General features: G+C 71.6%; 19 protein-coding genes and 1 pseudogene. 7 read left to right on the forward strand and 13 right to left on the reverse strand.

Annotated elements, in window-relative coordinates; genetic code table 11:
- Positions 1-170: 170 nt before the first annotated feature.
- The 3 genes from ACIA8D_RS36595 to phnA form a co-directional block, all read right to left on the reverse strand.
- Positions 171-1,310, reverse strand: a complete 1,140-nt coding sequence (locus ACIA8D_RS36595; protein WP_399238857.1) for a TIGR03364 family FAD-dependent oxidoreductase — start codon at positions 1,308-1,310, stop codon at positions 171-173.
- A gap of 73 nt (positions 1,311-1,383) precedes the next feature.
- Complete coding sequence (locus ACIA8D_RS36600) at positions 1,384-2,685, reverse strand: MFS transporter (RefSeq protein WP_399238859.1); 1,302 nt, start codon at positions 2,683-2,685, stop codon at positions 1,384-1,386.
- Between the two features lie 102 nt (positions 2,686-2,787).
- Positions 2,788-4,068, reverse strand: a complete 1,281-nt coding sequence (gene phnA / locus ACIA8D_RS36605) for a phosphonoacetate hydrolase (protein ID WP_399238861.1) — start codon at positions 4,066-4,068, stop codon at positions 2,788-2,790.
- A 186-nt stretch (positions 4,069-4,254) separates the two neighbouring features.
- Here phnA and ACIA8D_RS36610 point away from each other — a divergent pair, with 186 nt between their 5' ends.
- The gene (locus tag ACIA8D_RS36610) at positions 4,255-5,190 is read left to right on the forward strand and encodes a LysR substrate-binding domain-containing protein (protein WP_399238863.1); all 936 of its coding nucleotides are present in this window, start codon (positions 4,255-4,257) and stop codon (positions 5,188-5,190) included.
- A gap of 22 nt (positions 5,191-5,212) precedes the next feature.
- Here ACIA8D_RS36610 and ACIA8D_RS36615 read toward each other — a convergent pair whose 3' ends face one another.
- From ACIA8D_RS36615 to ACIA8D_RS36635, 5 genes are read right to left on the reverse strand one after another with little or no spacing between them, the layout of a single operon-like run.
- Entirely contained in the window at positions 5,213-6,187 is a 975-nt protein-coding gene (locus ACIA8D_RS36615) for a 2-hydroxyacid dehydrogenase (RefSeq protein ID WP_399238865.1), read from the reverse strand.
- Entirely contained in the window at positions 6,184-7,596 is a 1,413-nt protein-coding gene (locus ACIA8D_RS36620) for an enolase C-terminal domain-like protein (protein WP_399238867.1), read from the reverse strand. The genes ACIA8D_RS36615 and ACIA8D_RS36620 overlap by 4 nt, the downstream gene beginning before the upstream one ends.
- Complete coding sequence (locus ACIA8D_RS36625) at positions 7,593-8,642, reverse strand: phosphotransferase family protein (RefSeq protein WP_399238869.1); 1,050 nt, start codon at positions 8,640-8,642, stop codon at positions 7,593-7,595. The genes ACIA8D_RS36620 and ACIA8D_RS36625 overlap by 4 nt, the downstream gene beginning before the upstream one ends.
- Entirely contained in the window at positions 8,639-9,760 is a 1,122-nt protein-coding gene (locus tag ACIA8D_RS36630) for an MBL fold metallo-hydrolase (RefSeq protein WP_399238871.1), read from the reverse strand. Before ACIA8D_RS36630 ends, ACIA8D_RS36625 begins: the two co-directional genes overlap by 4 nt.
- Before the next feature lie 56 nt (positions 9,761-9,816).
- Positions 9,817-10,875 carry a LacI family DNA-binding transcriptional regulator gene (locus ACIA8D_RS36635; RefSeq protein WP_399238873.1) on the reverse strand — a complete coding sequence of 353 codons (1,059 nt, stop codon included), beginning with the start codon at positions 10,873-10,875 and terminating at the stop codon, positions 9,817-9,819.
- A gap of 184 nt (positions 10,876-11,059) precedes the next feature.
- On the opposite strand from ACIA8D_RS36635, the gene ACIA8D_RS36640 reads away from it, so the two are divergent.
- Both ACIA8D_RS36640 and ACIA8D_RS36645 read left to right on the forward strand, forming a co-directional pair.
- A complete protein-coding gene (locus ACIA8D_RS36640) occupies positions 11,060-11,758 on the forward strand; it encodes a ThuA domain-containing protein (protein WP_399238875.1) in 699 nt (232 codons plus the stop codon).
- Entirely contained in the window at positions 11,743-12,846 is a 1,104-nt protein-coding gene (locus ACIA8D_RS36645; protein WP_399238877.1) for a Gfo/Idh/MocA family protein, read from the forward strand. The genes ACIA8D_RS36640 and ACIA8D_RS36645 overlap by 16 nt, the downstream gene beginning before the upstream one ends.
- Here the strand turns inward: ACIA8D_RS36645 and ACIA8D_RS36650 are convergent.
- Positions 12,818-13,893: pseudogene (locus ACIA8D_RS36650) on the reverse strand (LLM class flavin-dependent oxidoreductase). The gene ACIA8D_RS36645 and the pseudogene ACIA8D_RS36650 overlap by 29 nt on opposite strands.
- Positions 13,894-14,241: 348 nt before the next feature.
- Here ACIA8D_RS36650 and ACIA8D_RS36655 point away from each other — a divergent pair.
- On the forward strand, positions 14,242-15,465 hold the full coding sequence (locus tag ACIA8D_RS36655) for an FAD-dependent monooxygenase (protein ID WP_399238879.1): 1,224 nt from the start codon (positions 14,242-14,244) through the stop codon (positions 15,463-15,465).
- Between the two features lie 54 nt (positions 15,466-15,519).
- On the opposite strand, the gene ACIA8D_RS36660 is transcribed toward ACIA8D_RS36655, so the two are convergent.
- Positions 15,520-16,089 (reverse strand): TetR/AcrR family transcriptional regulator, encoded by a 570-nt coding sequence (locus ACIA8D_RS36660; protein ID WP_399238881.1) that lies wholly within the window; start codon positions 16,087-16,089, stop codon positions 15,520-15,522.
- A gap of 105 nt (positions 16,090-16,194) precedes the next feature.
- Here ACIA8D_RS36660 and ACIA8D_RS36665 point away from each other — a divergent pair, with 105 nt between their 5' ends.
- Complete coding sequence (locus ACIA8D_RS36665) at positions 16,195-17,589, forward strand: MFS transporter (RefSeq protein WP_399238883.1); 1,395 nt, start codon at positions 16,195-16,197, stop codon at positions 17,587-17,589.
- Positions 17,590-18,007: 418 nt separating this feature from the next.
- Here ACIA8D_RS36665 and ACIA8D_RS36670 read toward each other — a convergent pair whose 3' ends face one another.
- Positions 18,008-19,993 (reverse strand): glycoside hydrolase family 3 protein, encoded by a 1,986-nt coding sequence (locus ACIA8D_RS36670; RefSeq protein ID WP_399238885.1) that lies wholly within the window; start codon positions 19,991-19,993, stop codon positions 18,008-18,010.
- 278 nt (positions 19,994-20,271) lie between these two features.
- On the opposite strand from ACIA8D_RS36670, the gene ACIA8D_RS36675 reads away from it, so the two are divergent.
- Positions 20,272-20,790, forward strand: coding sequence for a DUF4232 domain-containing protein (locus ACIA8D_RS36675; RefSeq protein ID WP_399238887.1), 519 nt, complete (start codon positions 20,272-20,274; stop codon positions 20,788-20,790).
- A gap of 89 nt (positions 20,791-20,879) precedes the next feature.
- Here the strand turns inward: ACIA8D_RS36675 and ACIA8D_RS36680 are convergent, their stop codons facing one another.
- Together ACIA8D_RS36680 and ACIA8D_RS36685 are read right to left on the reverse strand one after the other, a co-directional pair.
- Positions 20,880-21,560, reverse strand: a complete 681-nt coding sequence (locus tag ACIA8D_RS36680; protein WP_399238889.1) for a hypothetical protein — start codon at positions 21,558-21,560, stop codon at positions 20,880-20,882.
- A gap of 68 nt (positions 21,561-21,628) precedes the next feature.
- A complete protein-coding gene (locus tag ACIA8D_RS36685; RefSeq protein ID WP_399238891.1) occupies positions 21,629-21,859 on the reverse strand; it encodes a hypothetical protein in 231 nt (76 codons plus the stop codon).
- A gap of 530 nt (positions 21,860-22,389) precedes the next feature.
- Between ACIA8D_RS36685 and ACIA8D_RS36690 the strand changes: the two genes are divergently transcribed.
- Positions 22,390-23,934 carry an FMN-binding glutamate synthase family protein gene (locus ACIA8D_RS36690; RefSeq protein WP_399238893.1) on the forward strand — a complete coding sequence of 515 codons (1,545 nt, stop codon included), beginning with the start codon at positions 22,390-22,392 and terminating at the stop codon, positions 23,932-23,934.
- Positions 23,935-23,937: the final 3 nt, after the last annotated feature.

The raw sequence follows: 23,937 nt of genomic DNA on the forward strand, positions 1-23,937 counted from the left end.
GAGGCGACGCGGAGCGTCGTCGACCGACGACAACGCCGCGAGCGTGCGTGCCAGGCCCCGCGAGCCCGGCCTGATCCAAACGACAAGCCCTAGCACCCCGCCCATGCACTGTCGAAAGGGCCGGCCCCTCCGGGTGGAGGGACCGGCCCATTCGGCGGGTGCGGGCGGCCTCAGCGCGTGGCCAGGGTCTCCTCGGCCAGGCCGAAGGAGAGTGTCATGCCGGCTCCGCTGACCCCGTTGACCACGGTGACACCGGGCTCGGGGTCGACCACCAGCTCGGTGCGGCCGTCGCGCAGCGAGGGGTAGTGGCCGACCCAGCGCTCGGTGACCTCGGCCTCCGGCGGCAGGGCGGCGAACGTGTCCAGGTACTCCAGGACCGCGTCGTCCACCGCGCCGTCCGCGAACGGGCCGAGCGTGGAGCCGTAGGCGTGCGAGTCGCCGAGCGTGATGCGCCCGTCGGCGGTCTGCGAGACGAGCACGTGGATGCCGTGCTCGCGGTGGAACGCCCGTTCCGTGCCCATCCGTTGGGCGAGCGCGGCCTGCGAGGCGCAGCCGTCGAACGCCGCGTAGTGGAGCAGGGTGAGTCCGCCGCAGAGCATCGGGCCGAGCGTCCGGCCACCGGCGAGCGGCGCGGTGCGCATCATCTGGAGCTTGCAGCGCGTCAGACCGCTGTCGGCGAACACCTCCGGGTACAGCGAGGCGAAGTCGTTGCCGGAACAGACGAAGACCTGATCGCAGTCCCAGTCCCCCGAGGTAGTGGAGACGGTGGGCATCGATATGCCCTGGACGTGGGTGCCCCAGCGGAACTCGACGCCGTACTCGGCGGCCAGGTACTCGGCGACGGCGGGGATCGCCCGGCGCGGGTCGACATTGACCTCCGTAGGACTCCACATGGCGGCGCGCAGGCCGTCGCGGCGCACGAACCCGGAGCGCTCCGCCGCCTCGTCGGCGGTGATCATCCGGGTGCCCCGTTCCCGGGCCGCATCGCTGAGGTGCAGGAACTCCTCCAGGACCGCGACCTCGTCGGGGTGCGTGGCCAGATGGAGCGAGCCGGTCTCGGGTGCCCACAGGCCGGTCTTCGCGGCGACCTCCAGCCACACCTCACGGCTGCGCAGCGCCCGCTCGTACACCTTTCCGCGCTGCTGTCCGACGGACCAGATCATCCCGAAGTTGCGGATCGAGGCGCCCACCGCGAAGTCGTCGCGCTCGAAGACGACGACCCTGCGGCCCTTGCGGGCGGCGGCGAGCGCGTGGGCGAGCCCGACGATTCCGGCACCGACGACGACGGTGTCCGCGTGCTGACGGTTCATGTGTGTCTGCCTTCCGATACGGGGCGGTAAAAGGGACGTCTACCGGGGGGTGGGGACGGTTACGGGGACGGTGTCACTGCGCGTCGGCCGTGCGCGGACGGCGGTTCCAGTGGGGGATCATGACTGCTCCGGCCAGCGCGGCGGCGACGGAGAAGATGAGGAACAGTGCGGAGCCCGAGAGGAATCCGGGCAGCAGTCCGCCGAGGATCGCGCCGACCGAGCCGCAGCCGTTGACCAGGCCCGCTGCGGTGCCTGCCCCCTCCTCGGCCCCGAAGTCCACGGCCGCGACACACGAGATCATCGAGTCGGCGGCGTACACGGACAGTCCGATCACGGCGAGCAGGGCGACCATGACACCCACGCTGCCGGTCCCGGTGAGCGGGATGAACAGGCCGAGGACGACGGTCAGCACGGCGAGGGACAGCGCACAGGCGGGCACCCTGCGGGACTGGAAGAGCTTGTCGGACACCCAGCCCACGGCGATCGGCGCGACCACACCCGCGGCGCCGAACGCGACCGGGATGACCGTCGCCGCCACCTTGTCGACGTGCGGCAGCCGCTGGCTGACCAGGACCGGGCCCCACAGCAGGATCGCGTAGCGGGCCGGTTTGAGCAGGAAGTAGGAGGCGCCCAGGGTGAGCACCATGGGGTCGCGCAAGGTCTTGCGGTACAGGGCGAGGCCACCGCCGCGCCGCTTCGTGCCGGCTACCTCGCCCGAACTCCCCTTCTCCTCGGGCGCGTTGCGCTGGAACAGGACGAAGAGCACCAGGACGACCGCGAGGGTCGCGGACCCGCAGAAGAACGCCGCGTGCCAGCTGTCGAAGACGGAGTACGCGAGCCAGCCGAGGAACGGGGGCGCCGCGAGGCCGCCGAACGCGTAGTTCGTCGACCAGAACCCGAGCACCCTGCCCCGTTCGGCGACGGGGAAGAACGAGCCCATGTTCTTGCACAGCGGCGCCCAGCCGGCCGACTGCGCCAGGCCCTGGATCACCATGGCCCCGCCGAAGACGAGCAGCGCGCTGGAGGCGCCCATCAGCAGGCCCGCGCCGATCGCGCCGACCATGCCGGTGATGACGACGACGCGCGGGCCGAACCGGTCGGACCACGCTCCCCACACGAACTGCCCCACGGCGTACGCCGCGAGATAGATCGAGTCGATGACACCGAGGACGCGTTCGGAGAGGGTGTGGGAGAGGACGGGATCGTCCAGGATGCCCAGCTTGGCGACGGAGAACGCCTGCCGGACGAAGTAGAAGCCCGCGTACGCGATCCAGGTGACCGCGAAGATCTGCCAGCGCAGCCGGGGGTTCACCAGGTGCGGATGGACGGTGCGTTGGGCCTCGCGGGTGGTGACTGGTGGATCGGTTTCGGCCATGGGGAGTCCCATCCTCGGCGGATCCGGATATGGCACGGCCCCGGCGCGCACCTCGGCGGCGCGCCGGGGCCGGAGTTGATGTACCGACTACCCCTCGTGACGTCAGGCGGTGAGCGGCTCCCCCGCCGCCGCGTGGCAGCCGATCCAGTAGGCGTCGAAATTGCGCAGCCGATGCCCGGCCGGAAGCTCGACGGGCCGGTTGACCAGGACCGGCACACGCTGCTCGGTCAGGCCGCCGTGCGAGCGCAGCGGCTCCTTGAAGCCGGAGATGTCGTGGCGGGCCCCGGTCGTGCCGAGCACGGTGTTGCGCTCGGCGATGACGACGAGGTCGCCGATCCGGTCGCCGGGCAACTCGAAGCGCGCGCAGGCCTGTTCGCGGGTGAGTACGTCATCGACCCCGTCGACGGCGGCGAGTTGGTCGCGCAGGGTGTGACGGTCCGCGCCGTCCGGCAGGTGCACCGTCGCGTACGAGCCGAGCGCGCCGTGGTGGACGGTGTACGGGTCGGTGATCGGCAGGATCACCCGGCTGGCGCCCTCGCCGGTCACCGCGTCGAACCAGTCGGAAAGGAAGACGACTTGAGCCTCGCCGCCGTCGTCGGACTTGGCGTTCATGCCGTGGTCGGCGGTGACGACGAGGACGGCGCCGAGCGCGTCGATGCGCTCGAAGTAGCGGTCCAGCATGGCGTAGAAGCGGTTGGCGACCGGGGAGCCGGGGGCGTGCTTGTGCTGGATGTAGTCGGTGAGGGACAGGTACATGAGGTCGGGCCGGTCGCGCTCCAGGACGTCGCAGCCCGCGGCCATCACCAGCTCGCTCAACTCCGCGCTGTACACGGAGGGCAGGTCGAAGCCGGTGGACTCCAGGACCTTCTCGATGCCGTTGTCGTCGAGGGTGACCTGGTCGGCCTTCTCGGCGGAGAAGCAGATCCCGCCCTCGGCGAGCCCACTGCCGAGCAGGCGGCGCAGCTTGTCCTTCGCGGTGATGACGGCAACCTTGGCACCGGCCCGCGAGAAAGTGGCGAAGAGGGTGGGCGCCCGCAGCAGTTCGGGCGCGTTCATCATGACTTCCTCGCCGGCCTCGGCGTCGTAGAAGTAGTTGCCGCAGATGCCGTGGACGGCGGGCGGCACACCGGTGGCGATGGAGAGGTTGTTGGGGTTGGTGAAGGAGGGCATCGTGCAGGCGCCGCGCAGATCGCTGCCGCGCGCCAGCATGGACTCCGTGAACGGCATCAGGCCGTCCGCGATCGCGCGTTCGTGGTAGGCGTCCTCGCTGCCGTCGATGCAGACGACCACGACCGGACGGCCGGGGCGCGGGTAGTCTCGCCCGTTCACGGTGAGCCGGCCGTCGGCGTCGGTCCGCGATGTGGTGCCGGCGACAGGATTCATGTACGTCCACCCCTGTTGGTCGTAGGTGCGGGAGCCGTGGTGCGTCCCTCGGATCCATGGGTACCACCGGGGTTCGAGGGTGCAGAACCACGAAGTTCGCTATGGCCGCCATAGCCCTCCGGGCCCGGCGGGTGGTGTGCCGCGGGCCTGTCCGGCCGATCAGTAGTGGGCTACGCTCGGGGCCCTATGGAGCTCAATCTGCACCGATTGTGGATCTTCCTGAAGGTCGTGGAGCACCAGGGGTTCTCCGCCGCCGCGCACGAGCTGTACATGAGCCAGCCCTCGGTCTCCAACCAGGTGCGCCGCCTTGAGCAGACGCTGAAGGTGACCCTGGTGGACCGCTCGGGTGCGCGGGCCCGGCCGACGGCGGAGGGCGAGGTGCTCGCCGCGTACGCGAAGCGTGTCTTCCTGCTGGCGGACGAGGCGGTGGCGGCAGTGCAGCAGGTGTCGTCGCTGGAGCACGGCCGGCTGATGGTGGGTGGCTCGACGACGGTCGGTACATACCTGTTGCCGGCGCTGCTCGCCCGGTTCCGGGAGCGGTACCCCGGTGTGGAGTGCGATGTGTTCGTGGGCAACAACAAGGCCGTGGCGGAGCGGCTGCTGGCGGGTGACATCGGGATCGCCGTGGTGGCGGGCGGCCCGTCGGCGACGGCCCAGCTCCTGGTGGAGCCGGTGCTCGAGGAACGCCTCGTCCTGGTCGCGCGCGGCGGGCACCCGCTCGCCGGGCACACCGGGACGCTGGAACCGGAGCTGCTGTCCGGCGAGTGCTTCCTGATGCGCGAACCCGGCTCGCACACCCGCACCGAGCAGGAACGGGTCCTGGAGTCGTGGGGCATCTCGGAGTCGGTGTCCCGATCGGACGTGTGGGGTCCGGAGGCGGTGAAGCAGTGTGTCGGGGCCGGGCTCGGCGTCGCCCTCATCTCGGAGCACGCGATCGTGGACGACGTGGAACGCTCCGGCGCCCTCGCCATCCTGCCCGTGCACCCCGAGCCGAGCCCCCGGCCCGTCTCCCTGGCCCGCCGCCGCGACCGGCTCCTGTCCCCGGCGGAGCGCGCCTTCGTGCAGTTGCTCCGCTCCCCGGACGGGAGTTGGCCGCGCGAACTCGGACACCTGGAGCAGTAGCCGGGCCACGGGCCGTGGCGGGTCACCCGACCCGGTGCACGATCCCCGCTCCCGAGGCCAGCCGCCGGGCGTTGTCCGCCGCGATGGCCACGCAGCGCTCCAGTGTCTCCGCGGTCAGCCAGGCCAGATGGGGTGTCACGACCACGTTCGGCAGGGCGAGCAGCGGGTTGTCGGGATCGACCGGTTCCTGTGCGAACACATCGAGCCCGGCCGCGCCGAGTCGCCCGCCCCGCAGGGCGTCGACGAGCGCCGGCTCGTCGACGAGGCCGCCGCGGGCCGTGTTGACGAGGACGGCGCCCGGTCTCATCAGGCCGATGCGGCGGGCGTCGAGCAGGCCTTCGGTGTGTTCGGTGAGCGGCAGATGCAGCGATACGACATCGGACTCGGCGAGCAGCTCGTCCAGAGGCCGCCACGGTGTCTCGGTGTCCGTGCCACCGCCGGACCGGTCGTGGCGCAGGACGCGGGCGCCGAGCGCAGTGAGCACCGGGGCGAGACGCCGGGCGACCTGGCCGTAGCCGATCAACCCGACCGTACGGCCCCCGAGTTCGCCCAGGTGCTCGGCCTGTCCGGTCTCCAGTGGCCAGCCGCGGCCGGCCCGGGTGGCCGCGTCGAGCGGCACCACGCGGCGCAGCGCGGCGAGCATCAGCGCGAGGGTGGCCTCGGTGACCGCCCGGGCGTTGGCGCCCGGCATATTGGCCACGGCCACGTTCCGCGCGCGGGCTCCCTCCAGGTCGATCGTGTTGACCCCGGAGCCGAGCTTCTGGATCAGCCGCAGCCGGGGCGCGCGCTCCAGGTCGGCGGCGGTGACGGGACGCAGAACGTGCCAGAGCACCTCGGTGCCGGGCAGCAGTTCGGCGAGCCGGATCTCGTCGTCCTCTGCACACCAGCGCACATCGAGCCCGCCGAGGTGCCGCTCGAGTCGGGCACGCAGGGCGGGCGGCGGGTCCAGGTGGGCGAGGATCCGGACGGGGGTGTCGATGGGACGGGAGGTGGTCATGCGGGGCCTCCGGCCGGTGCGGTGCGGGTCGGGGCGGGGTCTCGCGGTTCGGTGGTGGTCCGGGCGAGGGCGGCCGTTTCGGCACCAGCCCGGCTGGAGCCCTCCGCATCACGACGAGCCACCCCGAGCCCCTGCCACCCCACGAAGCGCCCGTCCGCTCCCAACTCCTCCTCGATCCGCAGCAGTTCGTTCCACTTCGCGGTGCGTTCGCCGCGGGTCACGGAGCCGACCTTGACTCCGCCGCTGCCCCAGCCGACGGCGAGGTGGGCGACGGCGACGTCCTCGGTCTCGCCCGAGCGGGCCGACACGACGGCGGTAAGGCCGCGTGCGTGGGCGGCGTCGAGGGCGGCGCGGGCCCGGGTGAGGGTGCCGGCCTGGTTGGGTTTGACCAGTACGGCGGTGCAGGCGCCCGCGTCGGCCGCGGCGTGCACACGGGCGGCGTCGGTGACCAGGAAGTCGTCGCCGATGACCTGGACGCGGCCCGCCGCCGCGGCGGTGAGGGCGGCCAGGCCCACGGGGTCGTCCTCCGCGAAGGGGTCCTCGATGGAGACGACCGGGTACCGGTCCAGCCAGGCAAGCAGCAGCTCGCACCAGCCGTCGCGGTCGAACCGCCGGTCCTCGCGGCGCAGCACGTATCCGCCCGCGCCGTCGGCGAGTTGGGTGGCGGCGATGTCGAGGGAGATGCCGATCTCGGTGCCCGGGGTGCGGCCCGCGTCCTCGATGGCCCGGGTGAGCGCGGACAGCGCCGCCTCGTTGGAGTCGAAGGCCGGCCACCAGCCGCCCTCGTCGGCGACGCCCGCGCGGGCGCCCTGCCGATCCAGTAGTTCCCCGGCGGCGCGGTAGACGTCGTTGCACCACTCGTAGGCCTGCGCGAAGGATTCCGCGCCGTGCGGGACGACCATGAGGTCCTGTACGTCGAGGCGGCCGTGCGCGTGCGCTCCGCCGCCGAAGATCTGCACCTCGGGGAGCGGCAGGCGGCGGGCGGCGGGGTTCAGCGCGCGCCACAGCGGCAGCCCGGACGCGGCCGCGGCGGCCTGGGCGACGGCCAGCGAGGTGGCGACGGCCGCGTTGCCGCCGAGGACGGAGAAGTCCGCGGTGCCGTCGGCCGCTTCGAGCGCGGCGTCGGCCTCCGCCTGGTCCGCGGCGTCACGCCCCTTGAGGCAGGCGGCGATCGGCCCGTTGACCTGCGCGACTGCCCGGTCCACCCCGTATCCGCCGTGCGCGGCCCCACCGTCTCGCAGGTCGACCGCCTCTCCGGAGCCCGTGGAGGCACCCGCGGGCGCGAGGGCATGCCCCGTCGAGCCGTCGCCCGTGCGGACGACGACTTCGACGGTGGGCCGGCCGCGCGAGTCCCACCGGCGGTGTCCCGTCACGGCGGAGATGCTGGTCAACGGCGGGGGGTGGATCACGCGGGGTGCTCCTCTGGTTCGGTCGACATCAGCCAGCGGTCGACGAGTTCGGTGGTGTCGGCGGGCGGGAGCCGCAGGAGCGGGATCGCGGCGCGGCGCACCTGCGGACGCCCGTGGTCCTCGGTGAGGTACTCGACCGGGGACAGGCCGTCCACCCGGGCGAGCGCGAGGGCGGGCTGCAGGGCGGCGGCGCGGCGGTCGAGGTCCGCCGGGTCCTCCCAGTCGACGCCGCCCAGGTAGCCGCCGCGGAGCGCCGCCGCCGCGCGGGCGAGGGCCTCGCGGTGCGCCGGGTGCCGTACGGCCTTCAGCAGCAGGTGATTCAGGCAGAACGCGAGATCGAACGCGGGGTCTCCGGGCGCGGCACACTCCGCGTCGAGCAGGATCGGTCCGCAGGGGCCCACCACGATGTTCTTCGGGCTGACGTCGCCGTGCACCACGGTGTCCGCGGCCCGCTCCAGGCCGGCCGCCAGATCCGCGAACCGGCGTTCCAGGTCCGGGTGGTGACGGGCCGTCGCCCGCAAGTACGGGTCCACGCGCAGCGCGGTGAACAGCGTCCGGGCGTGTTCCCAGGCGCCGAGGTCGTACGTCGGCGCGGCGGCGGTCGCGTGCACGGCGACCAGCCGGCGGCCGACCTCGGCCGCGGTCGGCACGCTGATGTCTCCTTGCATCAACTGCTGCTTCCACAGCGCGTGTTGATGTGGGTCGAGCCAGTCGAGCACCAGGACGGGGCCCGGCTCGTCGAAGCCGCGCACCGGGCAGGCCGCGCCGTCCGGCAGCACCTCGGCCGCGAGCCGCAGCCAGCGTGCCTCCCAGCGGGCACGCGCCGTGGAGACCCGCCACTCCCCCGGGACGCGCAGCCGTTCCAGCGGATGCTTCACGCAGACGGGACCGCTGCCGTCAGGGAGGTCGATGCGCCACACCTCGCAGGAGACACCGCCGGTCAGCGCCCTGCCGGTGACCGTCTCCCCGGCGCCGACGAGCCCCAGGCGCACGAGCCCGTCCAACATGGCCCCCGGTGGGGTACCGGGCGGGATGCCGTCCGTCATCCGCGCCGCCCCTCCAGACGTACCACATCCAGATCGTTGCCGACGACCACCGGACCGCCGTACCGCCGCGTGGCACCCTCGCGCCAGACGCGATCGGGAACCATCCCGGGGCGTGCGGGCCCGAGGTGGCTGAGCACGAGTTTGCGGGCCCCGGCACGGCGGGCGACGTCGCCGGTGTTCACGACGTCGGTGTGCGCCGTCTTGAGGTGCTCGATGAACCCGTCGGCCGGATCCCGGTCCGCGTAGTAGTCGACACTCACCGCCTCATGTACCAACACATCGGCCTCGTGGGCCAGTTCGACGACGTTGTCGTCGTATGCGGTGTCCCCGGAGAAGGCGATGACCCCATCGGGGGTCTCGACCCGGTAGCCGAAGGCGGGGAACACGAGCCCGTGCGGCACGAGCGTGGCGCTCACACGGATCCGGTCGTCCTCGAACACCGTGAACGGCCGCATGCGCGGCGCCCTGGACCGCAGCGGATCCGCGCCGGTCGGCGCGACATCGATCTCGTGCAGCGCCATGATCCGGTCCGGGTGCTCGGGCATCGTGGCCTCGCGCCCCAGCTCGTTGAACTGGTAGGCCCACCCGTTGAGGGCGTCGGCGAAGAGGTCCTTCAGTCCGGGCGTGGGGTTGGCCGGGTTCACCAGCGGCGCGGGCCGCGGCTTCCCCCACTGCGGCGGGAGCTCCCCGGCCCGCCCCGGCCCGTACACCGGCACCGGCGGCACGAGCTGGTCGCCGTCCGGACTGATCAGCCCGAGCAGCAGATACTGGAACAGGTCCGCGGTGTGGTCGGCGTGATGGTGGGTGACGAAGATCCCCCGAAGCGACTTCAGCGTCAGGCCGGCCCGGACGTACTGGCTGACGGAGCCCCGCCCGGCGTCGAACAGGTAGTTCCGGTCCCCGACCGCGAGCACGCTGGACATCCCGAACCGCTCGGCGACCGGCACCGGTCCCCCGGCGGTCCCGAGCAGGATCAGCCGGGTGCCGCCCTTGCCGTCCGCCCCGGAGTGGGCGGCGGCCTGCGCCGGGGCGGCCCCGATCACGGGCGCCGCAAGACCGGTCCCCACCGCCACGGCCGATCCGAGCAGGGCCCGTCTCGAGGTCGACAGTTCGCACATCCCTGAACTCCTCATGACGAGCCGCCAGTTCAGCATTTCTGAAACTGACGTTATATTCAGAAACGAGGGGAGGGCAATACCGCGGCAGGCGCGGCCGTCGACTCCCGTACGACCAGTTGCGTCGCCAGCTCCACGCGATGCGTGTCGGGCTGCTCACCCCGCGCCTGGCACAGCACGGCGCGCAGGGCCGCGCGACCCATCTCCTGCAAGGGCTGGGCGACGGAGGTGAGGGCGGGGACGGAGTCGCGGGCGAGGGCCGTGCCGTCGAAGCCGACGAGGCTGAGGTCGTCCGGCACCCGGATGCCGCGCCTGTGGGCCTCGCGCAGAACACCGACGGCGATGACGTCGTTGCCCGCGAAGATCGCGGTCGGCGGGTGCGCCCGGGACAGCAGCGCCGCGAGACCCTCGGTGCCGTACTCGGCACGGAAGCGGCCGTGCAGGACGAGGCCCGGGTCGGCCTCGATGCCGCGCGAGGCGAGCGCGGACAGGTGGCCGTGCAGGCGTGCCTGGTTGCACTCGATCGCCTCCGGGCCGCCGAGGTGGGCGATGCGGCGGTGGCCGAGGTCCAGGAGGTGTTCCGTGGCGGCCTTGCCTCCGGCCCAGTTGGCGGCGCCGACGCTGACGACGTCAGCGGGCGGCGGGTTGTAGGAGTCGATGACGACGACGGGGATGTGCCGACGCAGGAAGGCGGAGAGGCCGGACTCGCCGTAGGCGGAGGTCACGACGATGACCCCGGCCCGGCCCTCGTTGATGAGGTGCTGCGCCTTGCGGCCGAGGCCGGGTTCGGTGGCGCGCTGCCGTCCGGTGGTGCTGACGACGACCTCGACGCCGGTGCTCGCGGCATGGTCCAGGATGCCGTTCAGGAGCGCCGAGGGGTACGCGGAATCGATCGACTCGAAGGCGACCTCGACGACGTCGGGCCCTGAGGGCCCCCGGCGCTGGGACGGCGAGCGGTAGCCGGCCTCCTCCAGCGCGGCCAGCACCTTCGCACGGGTCTCGTCGGACACGTCCGTCCGGCCGTTGACGACCTTGGACACCGTGGCCGTGGAGACTCCGGTGCCGCGCGCGATGGCGGCCAGGGTCGGCTTGGCCGAGGAGGAGGACGGGACCGGCACGGGGCCTCCTGAGTATCGAAATATTTTCGGTGACGGCAGCTTGAGTTGCGGCGGAAGCGGCATCAACCCCAACGCCAAATCTTTGTATTGCGGGGCCTCTTGACCGTCATTGATGCCACTTCTACGGTTCCGGAGTCCCGAACATTCTTCGAAACATTTCGGTCCCCTCAGTTGAAGGAGATCAGTGACCAGCACCAAGAAGGCGCTCGTCGTGCGCGGCGGCTGGCACGGGCACCAACCCGTCGAAGCCACCGGCCTGTTCATCCCGCACCTCAAGACGAACGGCTACGAGGTACGCGTCGAGGACTCGCCCAAGGTCTACGCCGACGCCGCGTACATGGCGGGCGTAGACCTCGTGATGCAGTGCATGACGATGTCCACGATCGAACGCGAGGAGTTCGCGGGGCTGCGCGCGGCCGTCGAGAACGGGACCGGGCTCGCCGGATGGCACGGCGGGATCGCCGACTCCTACCGGAACACCGCGGCCTATCTGCACCTCATCGGCGGCCAGTTCGCCTGCCACCCGGGCAAGCACCCCGACGAGCGCAAGGGCGAGCAGGCCGACAACTACGTCCCGTACACGGTGAACATGCTCCCGGCCGCCGCCGAACACCCCGTCACCGAGGGCATCGAGGACTTCGACCTCGTCACCGAGCAGTACTGGGTCCTCGCGGACGACTACATCGACGTGCTCGCCACCACCACGCAGAAGATCCGCGCCTGGGACCCGTGGCACCGGGAGGTCACCTCGCCGGCCATCTGGACCCGTCAGTGGGGCAAGGGCCGCATCTTCGTGTGCACGCCGGGCCACCACGTCGAGGACCTGGAGCACCCGAGCGTACGCACCATCGTCGAAAGGGGCCTGCTGTGGGCGAGCCGTTGAACGTCGGTATCGTCGGGTGCGGGACGATCGTGGGCCAGTACCTGTCCAGTCTGCGCAGGCTGGAGGGCGTCGCGTTGGTCGCGGTGGCCGACCTGGACGCCGAGCGGGCGCGCGCGGTGGCCAAGGAGTGGGACGGGGACGTGCGCGCGGTCGGTGTCGACGAACTGCTCGCCGCCGAGGACGTGGACCTCGTTCTCAACCTCACCGTCCCCGCCGCGCACGCCGACATCGCCCTCAAGGCGATCGCGGCCGGCAAGCACGTGTACGGCGAGAAGCCGCTGGCGGCGACAACTGGTGAGGCGCATACGGTACTTGAGTCCGCCCGTCAGGCAGGTGTCGTCGTCGGCTGCGCGCCGGACACGGTGCTCGGAACCGGTATCCAGACCGCACGCAAGGCCATCGACGACGGCCTCGTCGGCCGCCCCGTCGCGGCCACGGCCACCATGGTCACCCCCGGCCACGAACGCTGGCACCCCAACCCGGACTTCTACTACGCACCGGGCGGCGGCCCGCTCCTCGACATGGGCCCGTACTACGTCACGGCCCTGGTCACCCTCCTCGGCCCGGTGGCCTCGGTGATCGGCGCCGCGAGCCGCCCACGGCCCGAGCGGGAGATCGGCAGCGGGTCGCGGGCCGGTGAGCGGGTGCCGGTCTCGGTCGACACCCATGTCACGGGAGTCCTCGTGCACGAGTCCGGCGCCCTGTCGACACTCCTGGTGAGCTTCGACGCGGTCGCGACGCACGCCGCGAACATCGAGGTGCACGGCCCGCGCGGAACGCTCGCCGTGCCCGACCCGAACCACTTCGCGGGCGACACGCGGCTGTTCCGCCTCGGCGCCGACGCGTGGGAGACCCTCCCGGTCTCCGCCGGCTATGTCGACTCCGGCCGCGGCTACGGCATCGCCGACCTGGCCGCCGCGCTCCCGGCGCGCGAGCCGCGCGCGTCGGGCACGCTGGCGTACCACGTCCTGGACGTCATGGAGTCCCTACTCGCCTCGGCGGCGAGTGGCACCTCCGTCACGGTCTCCAGTCGAGCGGCGCGTCCGGAGTCGGTCCCGCTCACGGACCTGTCCCGGCCGGGGGTGTGACGTCAGGCCCTGCGTGTCGGACCCGCGCGGGCTCCTCGACGACCGGTGAGGCCGGTAGCACCGGCTCCCACGCGAACGGTGGGTCGGGGAGCTCGCGTCGCAGCACCGAGGCGGCCTCTGACTGGAACAGTTCTAGCGACGACCGGTGCTGATCGGCCGTCAGCCCGCCCGCGTCCGCGTGCAGATGCAGCACGGAGTGACCGAACTGCTCGTGGTAGCGGTGCACCTTCTCGACGACCTGTTGCGGACTGCCGATCAGGGCCGAGCCGCGTTCGACGAAGTCCTCGACCGTCTCGAAGACCACCGGCAGGCCGAACTGCCGCTGGAACGCCGGCGTCGACTCGAAGATCCACGGTACGCGATCGCCGCCGGGTCGTGGCCGTAGTGCTCCCAGCGCTCGCGGTAGTGGCGGATCAACTCGGCGTACGGCTCGATGGGGTTGGTGACGTTCGCCGAGAACAGCGGGTCGCCGTAACGGGCCGCGAGGTCGACCGATTCCTTGCTGGTGGCGCTGCCGTGCCAGACCCGGACCGGTCGCTGGTACGGCCTGGGCCACACCTCGGTGTCCGTCAGCGGCGGCCGGAACCGGGTCGTCGCGGTGACCTTGTCCTGCCGCCAGAGTTTGCGGAACACCTCGTAGCTCTCGGCGTTGCGGTCCCACTGGTCCTCTGGCGTGACGTGGAACAACTCGCGCTGGGCGGACCCGTTGCCCTTGCCGATGATCACGTCGGGGCGTCCGTCGGAGAGATGGTCGGGCGTGGCGTAGTCCTCGTAGGCGCACACGGGGTCCAGGAGGCTGAGCGTCGTGTCCGCCGTGAAGAGGCGGATGCGCCTGGTCAGCGCCGCGATGTGGCTGAGCACGACGGTCGGCAACGAGGAGATGAACGGCCATTCGTGCCGCTCCCCCACACCGAACCCGTCGAACCCCAACTCCTCGGCCAGCACCGCCTGGTCGAGCACCCCGCGGAACCGCTCGTGGGTCGACTTCCGCACGCCGGTGACGGGGTCGGGGCGGTGCGTGATCAGGGTGATGGCGAGGAACCTCACGGGGTCACCTGCTCATCGCGAACGTCTGCGGCGGCGTGGGCCGCGCGCGGTGCGGAGTGGGTTGGCGGCGAGACGGAATCGGTCCTGGCGGACGAAGACATGACGGATGAACGCATGGCGGGTCCTCGTGATGAGCGGGACAAGCGGGTGGGGACGCGGACGAGGTCCACGGTGCGGCGACGCGTCAGAGGCTCCAGCGGTGACATGGCGCGTTGCAAGCATGCGGGGCGCGAGGGTGTCAACGGTGCCTGAACGGACCCCGGCTGTCGGCGCGCCCCGGCCCCCACAGTCGTCGCGCTGGCATCATGGCGGCGGTACGGCGGAACACGAACCACGGGGGGGCATGGAATGCGTGGCGGCAAGGTCGCGATCGTCGGTGGAAGCATCGCGGGGTGCGCTGCGGCGCTCGCGCTGCGGCGGGGCGGGGCCGAGTCGGTCACCGTGTACGAGCGCGCGTCGGGCCGGCTGGCCGACCGCGGTGTCGGCCTCGCCATGCACAACGCCCGTTACACGGAACTGGAGTCGGCCGGTCTCGTCGATACGTCGATGCCGTGGCACCAGGTCACCCGCCGTCGCTGGTACGTGCGCGACGACGCGGCGGCGGACGGTGAGCTGGGCCGCGAACTGGCGGTGATGCCGTTCCCGTTCCGCACCTACAACTGGGGCCCGCTCTGGCACGAGTTGCGCGGCCGGGTGCCGGAGGCGGCCGACTTCCGGCACGGGTCGGCCGTCGAGGTGGTCGAGGTGACACCGGAGGGCGCCGAGGTGCACGCGGCCGGGCGCACCGACCGCTACGACGTGGTGGTCGGCGCGGACGGCTACCGTTCGGCGGTCCGCGCGGCCGTGCACCCCACCGTCCGGCCCGGGTACGCCGGATACCTCGCCTGGCGCGGCGCCTACCCGTCGGAGCGGCTGCGCGACCCCGAACTGTGGCCCGAGGACGAGTGCGTGTACGTCGTCTTCCCGGGCGGCCACATGGTCGTGTACCGCATCCCGGACGCCGTCACCGGCGGCCACCGGGTCAACTGGGTCCTCTACACGGCTCCGCCGCCCGGCCTCGATCAGGTCCTGGAGACGCCCACCACCCTGCACCCCGGCACGGCGGGCGCCGGCCTGTGCGACCATCTCGCCTACGTGGCCGCCGAGTTGCTGCCCACCTACTGGGGCGACCTCGTTCGGGCGACGACACACGACGAGCTGTTCCTTCAGCCCCTCTACGACTTCACGGCGCCGCGATACGCGGTGGACAGGGCGCTCCTCGTGGGCGACGCCGCCACGGTCGCCCGTCCACACACGGGCGCCGGTGCCGTCAAGGCACTGCAGGACGCGACAGCCCTCCAGGCGGCGCTGACCTCCGCGTCCACCTGGGCCGAAGCCCTGTCCTCGTACGACAGCGACCGCGCGCCCACCGGCCGGGTCATGGTCGACCTGGGGCGACAGCTCGGCCGCGGGCTGGTCCAGCGGACCCCGGACTGGCGGGCTCTCGACCAGGCGGGCCTGGAGGCGTGGTGGCAACAGGCGGACGGGACGGGGGCGTTCGGCGGGCGCCGAATCGGCCGCTCGACGGCCTGATCGCGTCACCGCCTCACCGCCTCACCACCTCACCACCTCACCGCCTGACCGATCTCAGTCGAGCAGGCGGTCGACCAACCCGTCGACGTACTCCGGCGTGAGCGGGCCCGCGCCGAACAGGACGCGGATGTACATCGGCGACATGACGTGGTCGAGGATGTCCAACGCGTCGAGGGACCGCTCCCCGCGCTCACGCGCCCGGTCGAGCATGGTCTGCAACTGCCGGGCCCGGTCGGCGAGGAAGTCGTCGCGCAGGCGCAGCCCTTCGGGCCCGGAACCGGACAGGGCGACTGCCAGACGGAGCACGGCCAGGCCCTCGGGTCCGGAGATCTCGCGGGCCACGGCGGCCGCGTAGGTGTGCAGGTCGGCGGCCAGGTCGCCGGTGTCGGGCATCGGTGAGCGCGCGTTGAGGCGGGTCAACGTCACGTCGGTGAGCAGCTCTTCGAGGCTGCCCCAGCGGCGGTAGACGGTGGTGTCGGCGACTCCCGCGCGGGCCGCCACCTCGCTGACGGTGAAGCCGCCGTATCCGCGTTCTCCCACCAGGTCGGTGACGGCCTGATGTACCGCCGCGCCGACGCGGGCGCTGCGTCCGCCGGGGCGCCGGGTGCGCTGTTGCTCGTCCATACCCATCACATTAACGCAGTCAGCACTTGCGTTTGCGCGCCCGGCTGCCCTATGGTCCCGCTTAACGCAGTCGTTGGCTGCGTTAAGCGAGGGTGAGGGGACCAGATGCTCGTAGTGACCTGCCTGGGGCAGTTCATGGTGCTGCTCGACAACACGATCGTCGGCGCGGCACTGCCCGACATGCAGCACCGGCTGGGCGCGGGAATGACCGGCCTGCAGTGGATCGTCGACGCGTACGTGCTGCTGGTCGCCATGCTCCTGCTCTCCGGCGGGGTCTTCGCCGACCGCTTCGGCCGCAAGCGCGTGTACTTGAGCGGTGTCGCGGTGTTCACCGCCGCCTCCGTCCTGTGCAGCGTCGCCCCGTCGGTCGGCTGGCTGGTGGCCGGACGGGTACTGCAGGGCGTCGGGGCCGCTGCCCTGAGCCCCGCTTCGCTCGCCCTTCTGGTGGCCGCGTATCCCGCCCCGCAGGAGCGGGTCAGGGCGATCGGGCTGTGGGCAGGGCTCAGCGGCATCGGTCTTGCGGTCGGGCCCGTGGCCGGTGGCGCGCTGACCCAGGCGTTCGGCTGGCCCGCGATCTTCCTGGTCAATGTGCCCATCGGCGCGATCCTGCTGGCGGCCGGCCGGCGCGTCCTCAAGGAGTCCCGCAACCCGGGCGCCCCCGCCCTCGACATCCCGGGTACGGTCCTGTCCGTCCTCGGGGTCGGCACGCTGGCCTACGCCCTGATCGAAGGGGGCGCGCGCGGCTGGGCCTCACCGGTGATCCTGGGCGGCTTCGCCGCGGCGGCCGTACTGCTCGGCGCGTTCGTGGCCGTGGAACGCCGCCACCCGGCACCGATGCTGCCGCTGGGCCTGTTCCGTCAGCGGCTGTTCACCGTCTCCAACTCCGCCATGGTCGTGGTCGGTTTCGCGCTCATGGGCTCGACGTTCTTCTTCTCGCAGTTCTTCGTGTACGTCCAGGGCAGCTCGATCCTGCGGGCCGGACTGCAGACCCTGCCCGCCACCCTCGCGATGGTCGTCGTGAGCCCCTTCGCGGGACGCCTCGCCGCCAAGTACGGCTACCGCTCCGTCGTCACCGGCGGCTTGGCGGTGGCCGGGCTCGGACTCCTCACGCTGGGCGGGGTGCACGCCGACACCGCTTACGCCAACGTGTGGTGGCGGCTCGCCACGGTCGGCGTCGGCTTCGCCCTGACCATGTCCCCGCTGACCGGCGCCGCGATTCAGGCGGTCGATCCGCAGGAGGGCGGTCTCGCCTCGGGCATCAGCAGCACCACGCGGCAGATCGGCGCGGTGCTCGGAGTGGCGGTGCTCGGGGCCGTGGTCCGCGCCCGGCAGTCCGGCGGCGCCTCCTTCGAGGCCGGCCTCCACAGCGCGTTCGTCGTCGCCGGAGCCGTCACCCTGGCCGCCGCGGTGTGCACCTGCCTGTGGCTGGTCCGGTCCCGGCCGACGCCCGCGCCCGCGCCTCGGGAGCAGTCCGACCTCAGCGCGTCGGGGACTCCGTGAACCGCCACCAGGCGCATGCGTGAACACATTTCGGGCATCCACGTAGCAGCGACACCCGCCGGACGAAACGCTCCGGCGGGCCGCTGCCGTGCGTCGGGAGGGAAGCTCCCCTTCCCTCCCCACGCATTGCCCTGCACGGGGCGGAGGGTGCGGGAGGTCGCTCCGCTCAGCACGTGACAGGGCATGAGCTGGAGCCGCCCATGGTCGGCGACGCGGCCCCAGCGGCCTGTCGGTCTGCACAGAGGAGGCCCAGGGGCAGGGGCGATGGCGGCACATCGGCAACCGCTGCTACCGAACGTACAACCATTACCCAGAGTTCGTCAGTCCGTCCGCGAGACAACTTGGCGGTCGGGTTTGCCTGTTCGGCGGCCGAATCTCACCCGGCGCTCAAGAGCATCCGGCCCCGCACCCCGCCCGGTCAGCGGTAGTTGAGGCCGAACCCCCGCTCGTACAGCGGACGCGCCGTGTCGTCCGGTACGTCGCCCCGCTGCGCCGCCACCTCCTTCACCGAGGACGGCAGTTCGAAGGGCAGCCTGCCGCCCGGGTGCCGCTCGCCGAAGAGCGTGGCGAGGAGGACGGTGTCGGAGACGCCGAAGTTGGCCAGTACCGCGTCGGCGGTGCGGGCGACGTTCGTCAGGATCAGGGGGCGGTCCAGCTTGGGGACGGCGACGGTCGGGGTGCCGCTCGCCGCGGCCTCGCGGAGGGCGCGGTACGCGGGGTCCGAGTCGGGGAAGTCCAGGCCCGTGAGGTCGGCGCCGGCCCTGGGGTCCGCGAGCCGGACCACCGCCAGGTCGGCGTCGGCCGGGTCGTCCACGACACGTAGGCCGCGTGCCTTGGCCGCGTCGGCGGAGACGCCGTGCAGGTAGACGCTGCGGACCCGGTCGCTGCGTGCGGGCAGGGTGCGGTGGTTGTTCCTCAGCAGGGTGAGCGCATCGGACTGCGCCTTGTCGCCCACGGCCTGGAATCCGGTGTTGCCGACGAGGCGTCCGGCCGTCTCCTCGTCCACGTACGGGTTCTCGAACAGGCCGAGGCGGAACTTCTGCTCCAGGACGCGCCGGGCCGCCTCGTTCACCCGCCGCTCGCCGACCAGCTTCTGCCGTACGGCCTGGACGACGTACGCGGGTTGGTCGCTGCCGCCGATCTGGTCGACGCCCGCGTTCAGGGTGAGCGCCGTGCGCTGGAGGACGGAGCGGTCCTCGACGCCCCAGGGCATGCCGACACCCCACGGTCCGATGAAGGACGCCGGGGGCCGGGTGTCGCGGCACTGCTGCGGGCAGTCGCCGGTGATGCCCCAGTCCGAGACGATGACACCGTCGAACTTGTAGGTGCCTCGCAGGAGGCCCTTCAGGAGGTACGCGTTGAAGCCCGCGCCCACCTGGTCCAGCTTGTGGCCCTTGTACGTGAGGTCCTTGAGGATGGAGTACGTGGGCATGATCCCGGAGGTGCGCGCGGCGAACGCGCCCTTGAACGGGGTGATGTGGTCGGCGAAGTTCTTGCCGGGGAACGTGGCGTAGCGGCCGTAGTAGTAGTGGCTGTCGTAGCCGTTCGCCTGGGCGCCGTAGCCCACCCAGTGCTTGGTGACGGTCGCCGTGCTGTCCGGGCCGAGGCCGTCGGCGCCGTGCTGCATTCCCTTGACGTAGGCATTCACTTGGCGGCCGGCGGCGTCCGGGTCCGAGCCGAAGGTGCCGTTGATGCGGGTCCAGCGGGGCTCGGTGGCGATGTCGGCCTGCGGTGAGAGGCCTTCGGTGATGCCTACGGCGCGGTACTCGCGGCGGACGATGTCGCCCAGCTTCTCGGTGAGCCGCGGGTCGTGGGCGGCGGCCATGCCGATGGCGTCGGGCATGGCGGTCGTGCCCGCGCCCGCGACGGTCTGGCCCTCGACCACGGCGAACCCGTTGCGCGGGTCGGTGGAGATCACGGCCGGGATGCCGAGGCGCTCCTTCTCCGCGATCGTCTGCACGTCGTTGTTGGCCGCGGCCACCTTCCGCGGCGACGTGGACAGCCGGGTGATGGCGGTCGTGACGTGGCGCTCGCCGACGAGTTGGGCCGCGGCCTTGGTGTCGTAGCCGTCGCCCGAGACGGGGAGCGTGCCATGGACGAGGAGTCCGGCCTTCTCCTCCAGGGTCATCCGGGAGAGCAGGTCGCGGGCGCGGGCATCTGCGCTGAGGCGCCAGTCCTCGTAGGGGGTGAGGCGGCCGTCGCGGTCCAGGTCGCGGAAGCGGATGCCGTCCCGGTGGAGGATCGGCGCGTCGCGGGAGGACAGCGTGGGCGCGGTGGCGGGTCTTCCGTGTGCGCCGGCCGGTGCGGTGAGCATGCCCGGCTGGGCGACGAGGGCGACGACGGTGACGGCGGCCCCGACGGCCAGTCTTCGCCGGCCGCCCGTGAGGTGATTACGTGAACGCATGCGTTCCTCTCCATCGAGGTCCACTTGAGCGCTTACAAGGCCTCCTGCAGTCGCGTCGCCGTACGGCGGGTGGGTAGCGCGGAGGGTCACGCCTTCATGCTGTGAAGCGATAGATCACCTGAGCGCCTTCAAAGTAGGTTGCGGGTTCAAGCAATACAAGTGCTGTGACAGCGAAAGCACTCCGCGGCCGACCGGTACAACCGGTCGCGCCGGTGGGAGGAATGGGAGGAACCCGGCACACCAGACACCGGGCAGACACAGAAACGGAGCACCCCCGCGTGCGTACGACCTATGGGAAGATCGCCGTCACCGCCACCGCCACCGTCCTTGCCGCAGCGCTGGGAGGCGGCCTCGCGCAGACCTCGGTGGCCGCGGCCGGGTCGCCGGAGGGCCCGATGCCCTCCTCCTGCCGCCCCGCCAACCACACCGCCCGCATCACCCAGGACGCCTCGTCCTCCGGTCACAGCCACTACCGCGTCACGCTGACCGCGGCGCCGGGTTACGAGCCGTGCACGCTGGCCGGTTCACCCGTCGACGTGCAGTTCTCCCACCGCGGCGTGCCGATCGCCTTCCCCGCCGCCGGGTACGGGCCGCAGGACGTGCCGGTGCGGTTCGGGCCCGGCCACCCGGTCCACTTCGACATCCAGGTGCCCAACGCCCTCCCCGGCGTCCGCGCGGACGAGGCCACCTTCACGCTCTCCACCCCGCGCGGCCGGATCCCCGGCGAGTCCACCGCCTCGGGCCCCCTCCGCGTCACCGAGGGAACCGTCGTCGGACCGGTGCGACCGGGCGCCTGACGCGACCGCCGGACAGCCGCCGCCGGAGCGCACGAGCAAGCCCCCTGCCTTGTGGCGGGGGGGCTCCCTGTGGTCCCTGTCCGGATGCGCTAGGCGACTCCTTGGGTGTCGACGTCGAAGAGGTGCTTCTCGCTGTCGTCCGCGAAGTGCAGCTTCCCGGGCTGGGTGGCGTGGATGACCACCACGGTGCCGCCCTGCACGTGCTCGCCCGGCTGAAGGCTGTCGGTCGACGTCAGATCCTCGGGCACGTACGTCTCGTCCAGGTAGCCGGTCATGACGCTGGCGACTTGGCCGTCCTTGCCGGTCCACGTGATGTTGGAGCTGTACGGCAGCATGCTGATCTCGCCGCTGCCGGTGTTCTCGACCTTGAGCGTGACGACGACCAGTTCCTCCCCCTGGGACAGGTCGTTCGCGAACGAATCCTCGGGCAGGTCGGCGGCGCTGTACTCCTTCACCGATACCAAGGTGACGTCCGCGGTCCCGCTTGAGCTACCGAGGTCGTCGTCGCTGTACTCGGTCGTCTTCACGTGCACCGTCGCGCCGGCCTTGAGGGTCGGTGCGCCCTCCATGGCGGACTGCGACTCCGGCTCTGCGGGCGCCTCCTTTTTCGGCTCCGCGGGGTTGTCTTCCTCGGGCTCCGGAGGGGCCTCCTTCTTCGTTTCGGTCGAAACGGTGTCCCCACTGGTGTCGTTGCCGACGCTGGAGCCGCAGGCCTCGACCCCACCGAAGATGACGAGGGCTGCGCCGGCCGCCGCTATGACTCTCTTCATCGCCACGCACCTCCTGGTACGCGTGATCATGGCGGCAACTCGGCCGCCGTTCCTGGCTTGCCTGCTCGCTACGGGCGCCGCGCCAGTCGGATCACGGCGTAGGTGATGCCGAGGATGATGTCGGCGACGGCCCAGAGCAGGATGACGAGTCCGACGCCGATGGCCGTGCCCGCGCTCTCGGCGTCATTGCATGTCTGGGCGTCCAGTGAGCCGCAGTCGTCCGGAGTTCCTGCGCCGGAGCGCGCCCCGACGATGATCCAGAGCAGGAAGATCGCCTGCACCGCGAGAAAGAACCACATGAACCATCGGGGGTGCCGTCGGCCGCCGGCTCGCTGAGGCGGCAGCTGCGTCGGTGTCGGGGCTGCCTTTGGGGGCGCAGGGTGTGCGGCGGTCGGGCTGCCGCCTGTGCCCCACTGAGAGGTCTCCCACTGTCCAGGGGGTCGGGTGCTGTGCTTCATGGTGCTGAGCCTTTGAAAGGATCCGTCAACTTCCCCCAGATCGCGGACCGGGCCGTGACCGTCCCCTGAACGTTCTGCGTGCAAGTGCCGCAAGCTCGCCACCAACCTTACGTCCGCTTTATTACCGTTTCCACCCTCTCGTGATTCGTGATCTCGATGTCGTGCACTCAGGTGCACAACCGCACGGCGCCACTGTCGGGGACATCGGCGCCCTCCCCCGGGCCTGACCTCTCCACCCCCCGACCTCTACGATCAGGTGGCGTTTCGCCGTCGAACGCCCCGGGTGTCCGGCCCTGTTCGGCGGTGGGCGTTCGCGTCCGCCGCCGGCGAGCGGGGGCGTCGGGTATCGGGCAGTCGAGGAGAGGAACGTCATGCGTGCTCGGAACATCGGTGCGGCGGCCGCCACCGCGTTGGCGGTGGTTGCCGCCCGCGACCTCGTGCAGAAGAAGCACGCGCTGCTGCGCAACTTCCCCGTGGTCGGGCACGCCCGGTATCTGCTGGAGACGATCGGCCCCGAGCTGCGCCAGTACATCGTGACGTCCAACGACGAGGAGCGGCCGTTCAGCCGCGACCAACGCAGCTGGATCTACGCGTCGTCGAAGGAGGAGAACAACTACTTCGGGTTCGGCACCGACAACGACGTCGAGCACGTGCAGGGCCACGCGTACGTCAAGCAGCGCACGTTCGCCGGTGTGCTCCCCGATCTGCACGACCCGCAGACCCCGTTGCCCTCGGCGAAGGTGCTCGGCGGGCCGCGCGGGCGCGCCAAGGCGTTCCGGCCCGCGAGCATCGTGAACATCTCGGCGATGAGCTTCGGTTCGCTGTCCGGCGCGGCGATCGAGGCGCTCAACAAGGGTGCGGCGCTGGCCGGCACGATGCACAACACCGGTGAGGGCGGCCTGTCCTCGTACCACCGCAGTGGCGGCGACCTCGTCCTCCAGATCGGCACGTCGTACTTCGGCTGCCGCAACGAGGACGGCACGTTCAACCTCGACAAGCTGAAGGCCGTCGTCGACAGCGCCCCCGTCAAGGCCCTTGAGATCAAGCTCTCGCAGGGCGCCAAGCCGGGGCTCGGCGGGATGCTGCCGGGCGCGAAGGTCACCCCGGAGATCGCCGAGATCCGCGGCATCCCCGCCGGCAAGGACTGCGCCTCGCCCTCGCGGCACACCGCGTTCCACGACGTCGACTCGATGCTCGACTTCGTGGAGCTGCTCGCCGGCGAGACCGGGCTGCCGGTCGGCATCAAGAGCGCCGTCGGCGACATGAGCTTCTGGGAGGAGCTGGCCACGCTGATGGCGCGCGGCGACCGCGGCGTCGACTTCGTGACCATCGACGGCGGCGAGGGTGGCACCGGCGCCGCTCCCCTGATCTTCAGCGACTCGGTGTCGGTGCCGTTCCGGATGGGCTTCTCGCGTGTCTACAGCACGTTCGCGGAGCGTGGGCTGACCGACCAGCTCACGTTCATCGGCTCGGGCAAGCTCGGCCTGCCCGAGAACGCCGCGGTCGCCTTCGCCCTCGGCGTCGACATGATCAACGTGGCCCGCGAGGCGATGCTGTCCATAGGGTGCATCCAGGCGCAGAAGTGCCACACCGACAAGTGCCCCACCGGCATCGCCACCCAGGACCCGTGGCTGGTGCGCGGCGTGGACGCGCCCTCGAAGGCCACCCGCGCCGCCATGTATCTGCGCACGCTGCGCAAGGAGTTGCTGAAGGTGTCGGGGGCGGTCGGCGTCGCCCACCCCTCGCTCATCGCGCCCCATGACATCGACATCATGAACGGCGACTACGAGGCCCGCACCCTGGCGAGCGTCTACGGCTACAAGGACGGCTGGGGCGAGCTCGGCAAGGACCTCGCCGACGAGATCACCGAACTCCTCACCGCTCAGCCGGAGTCGGAGCCCAAGCCCGCCGTCTGAGGG

It is taken from the genome of Streptomyces sp. NPDC051684, assembly GCF_044453445.1.
Lineage (GTDB): Bacteria > Actinomycetota > Actinomycetes > Streptomycetales > Streptomycetaceae > Streptomyces.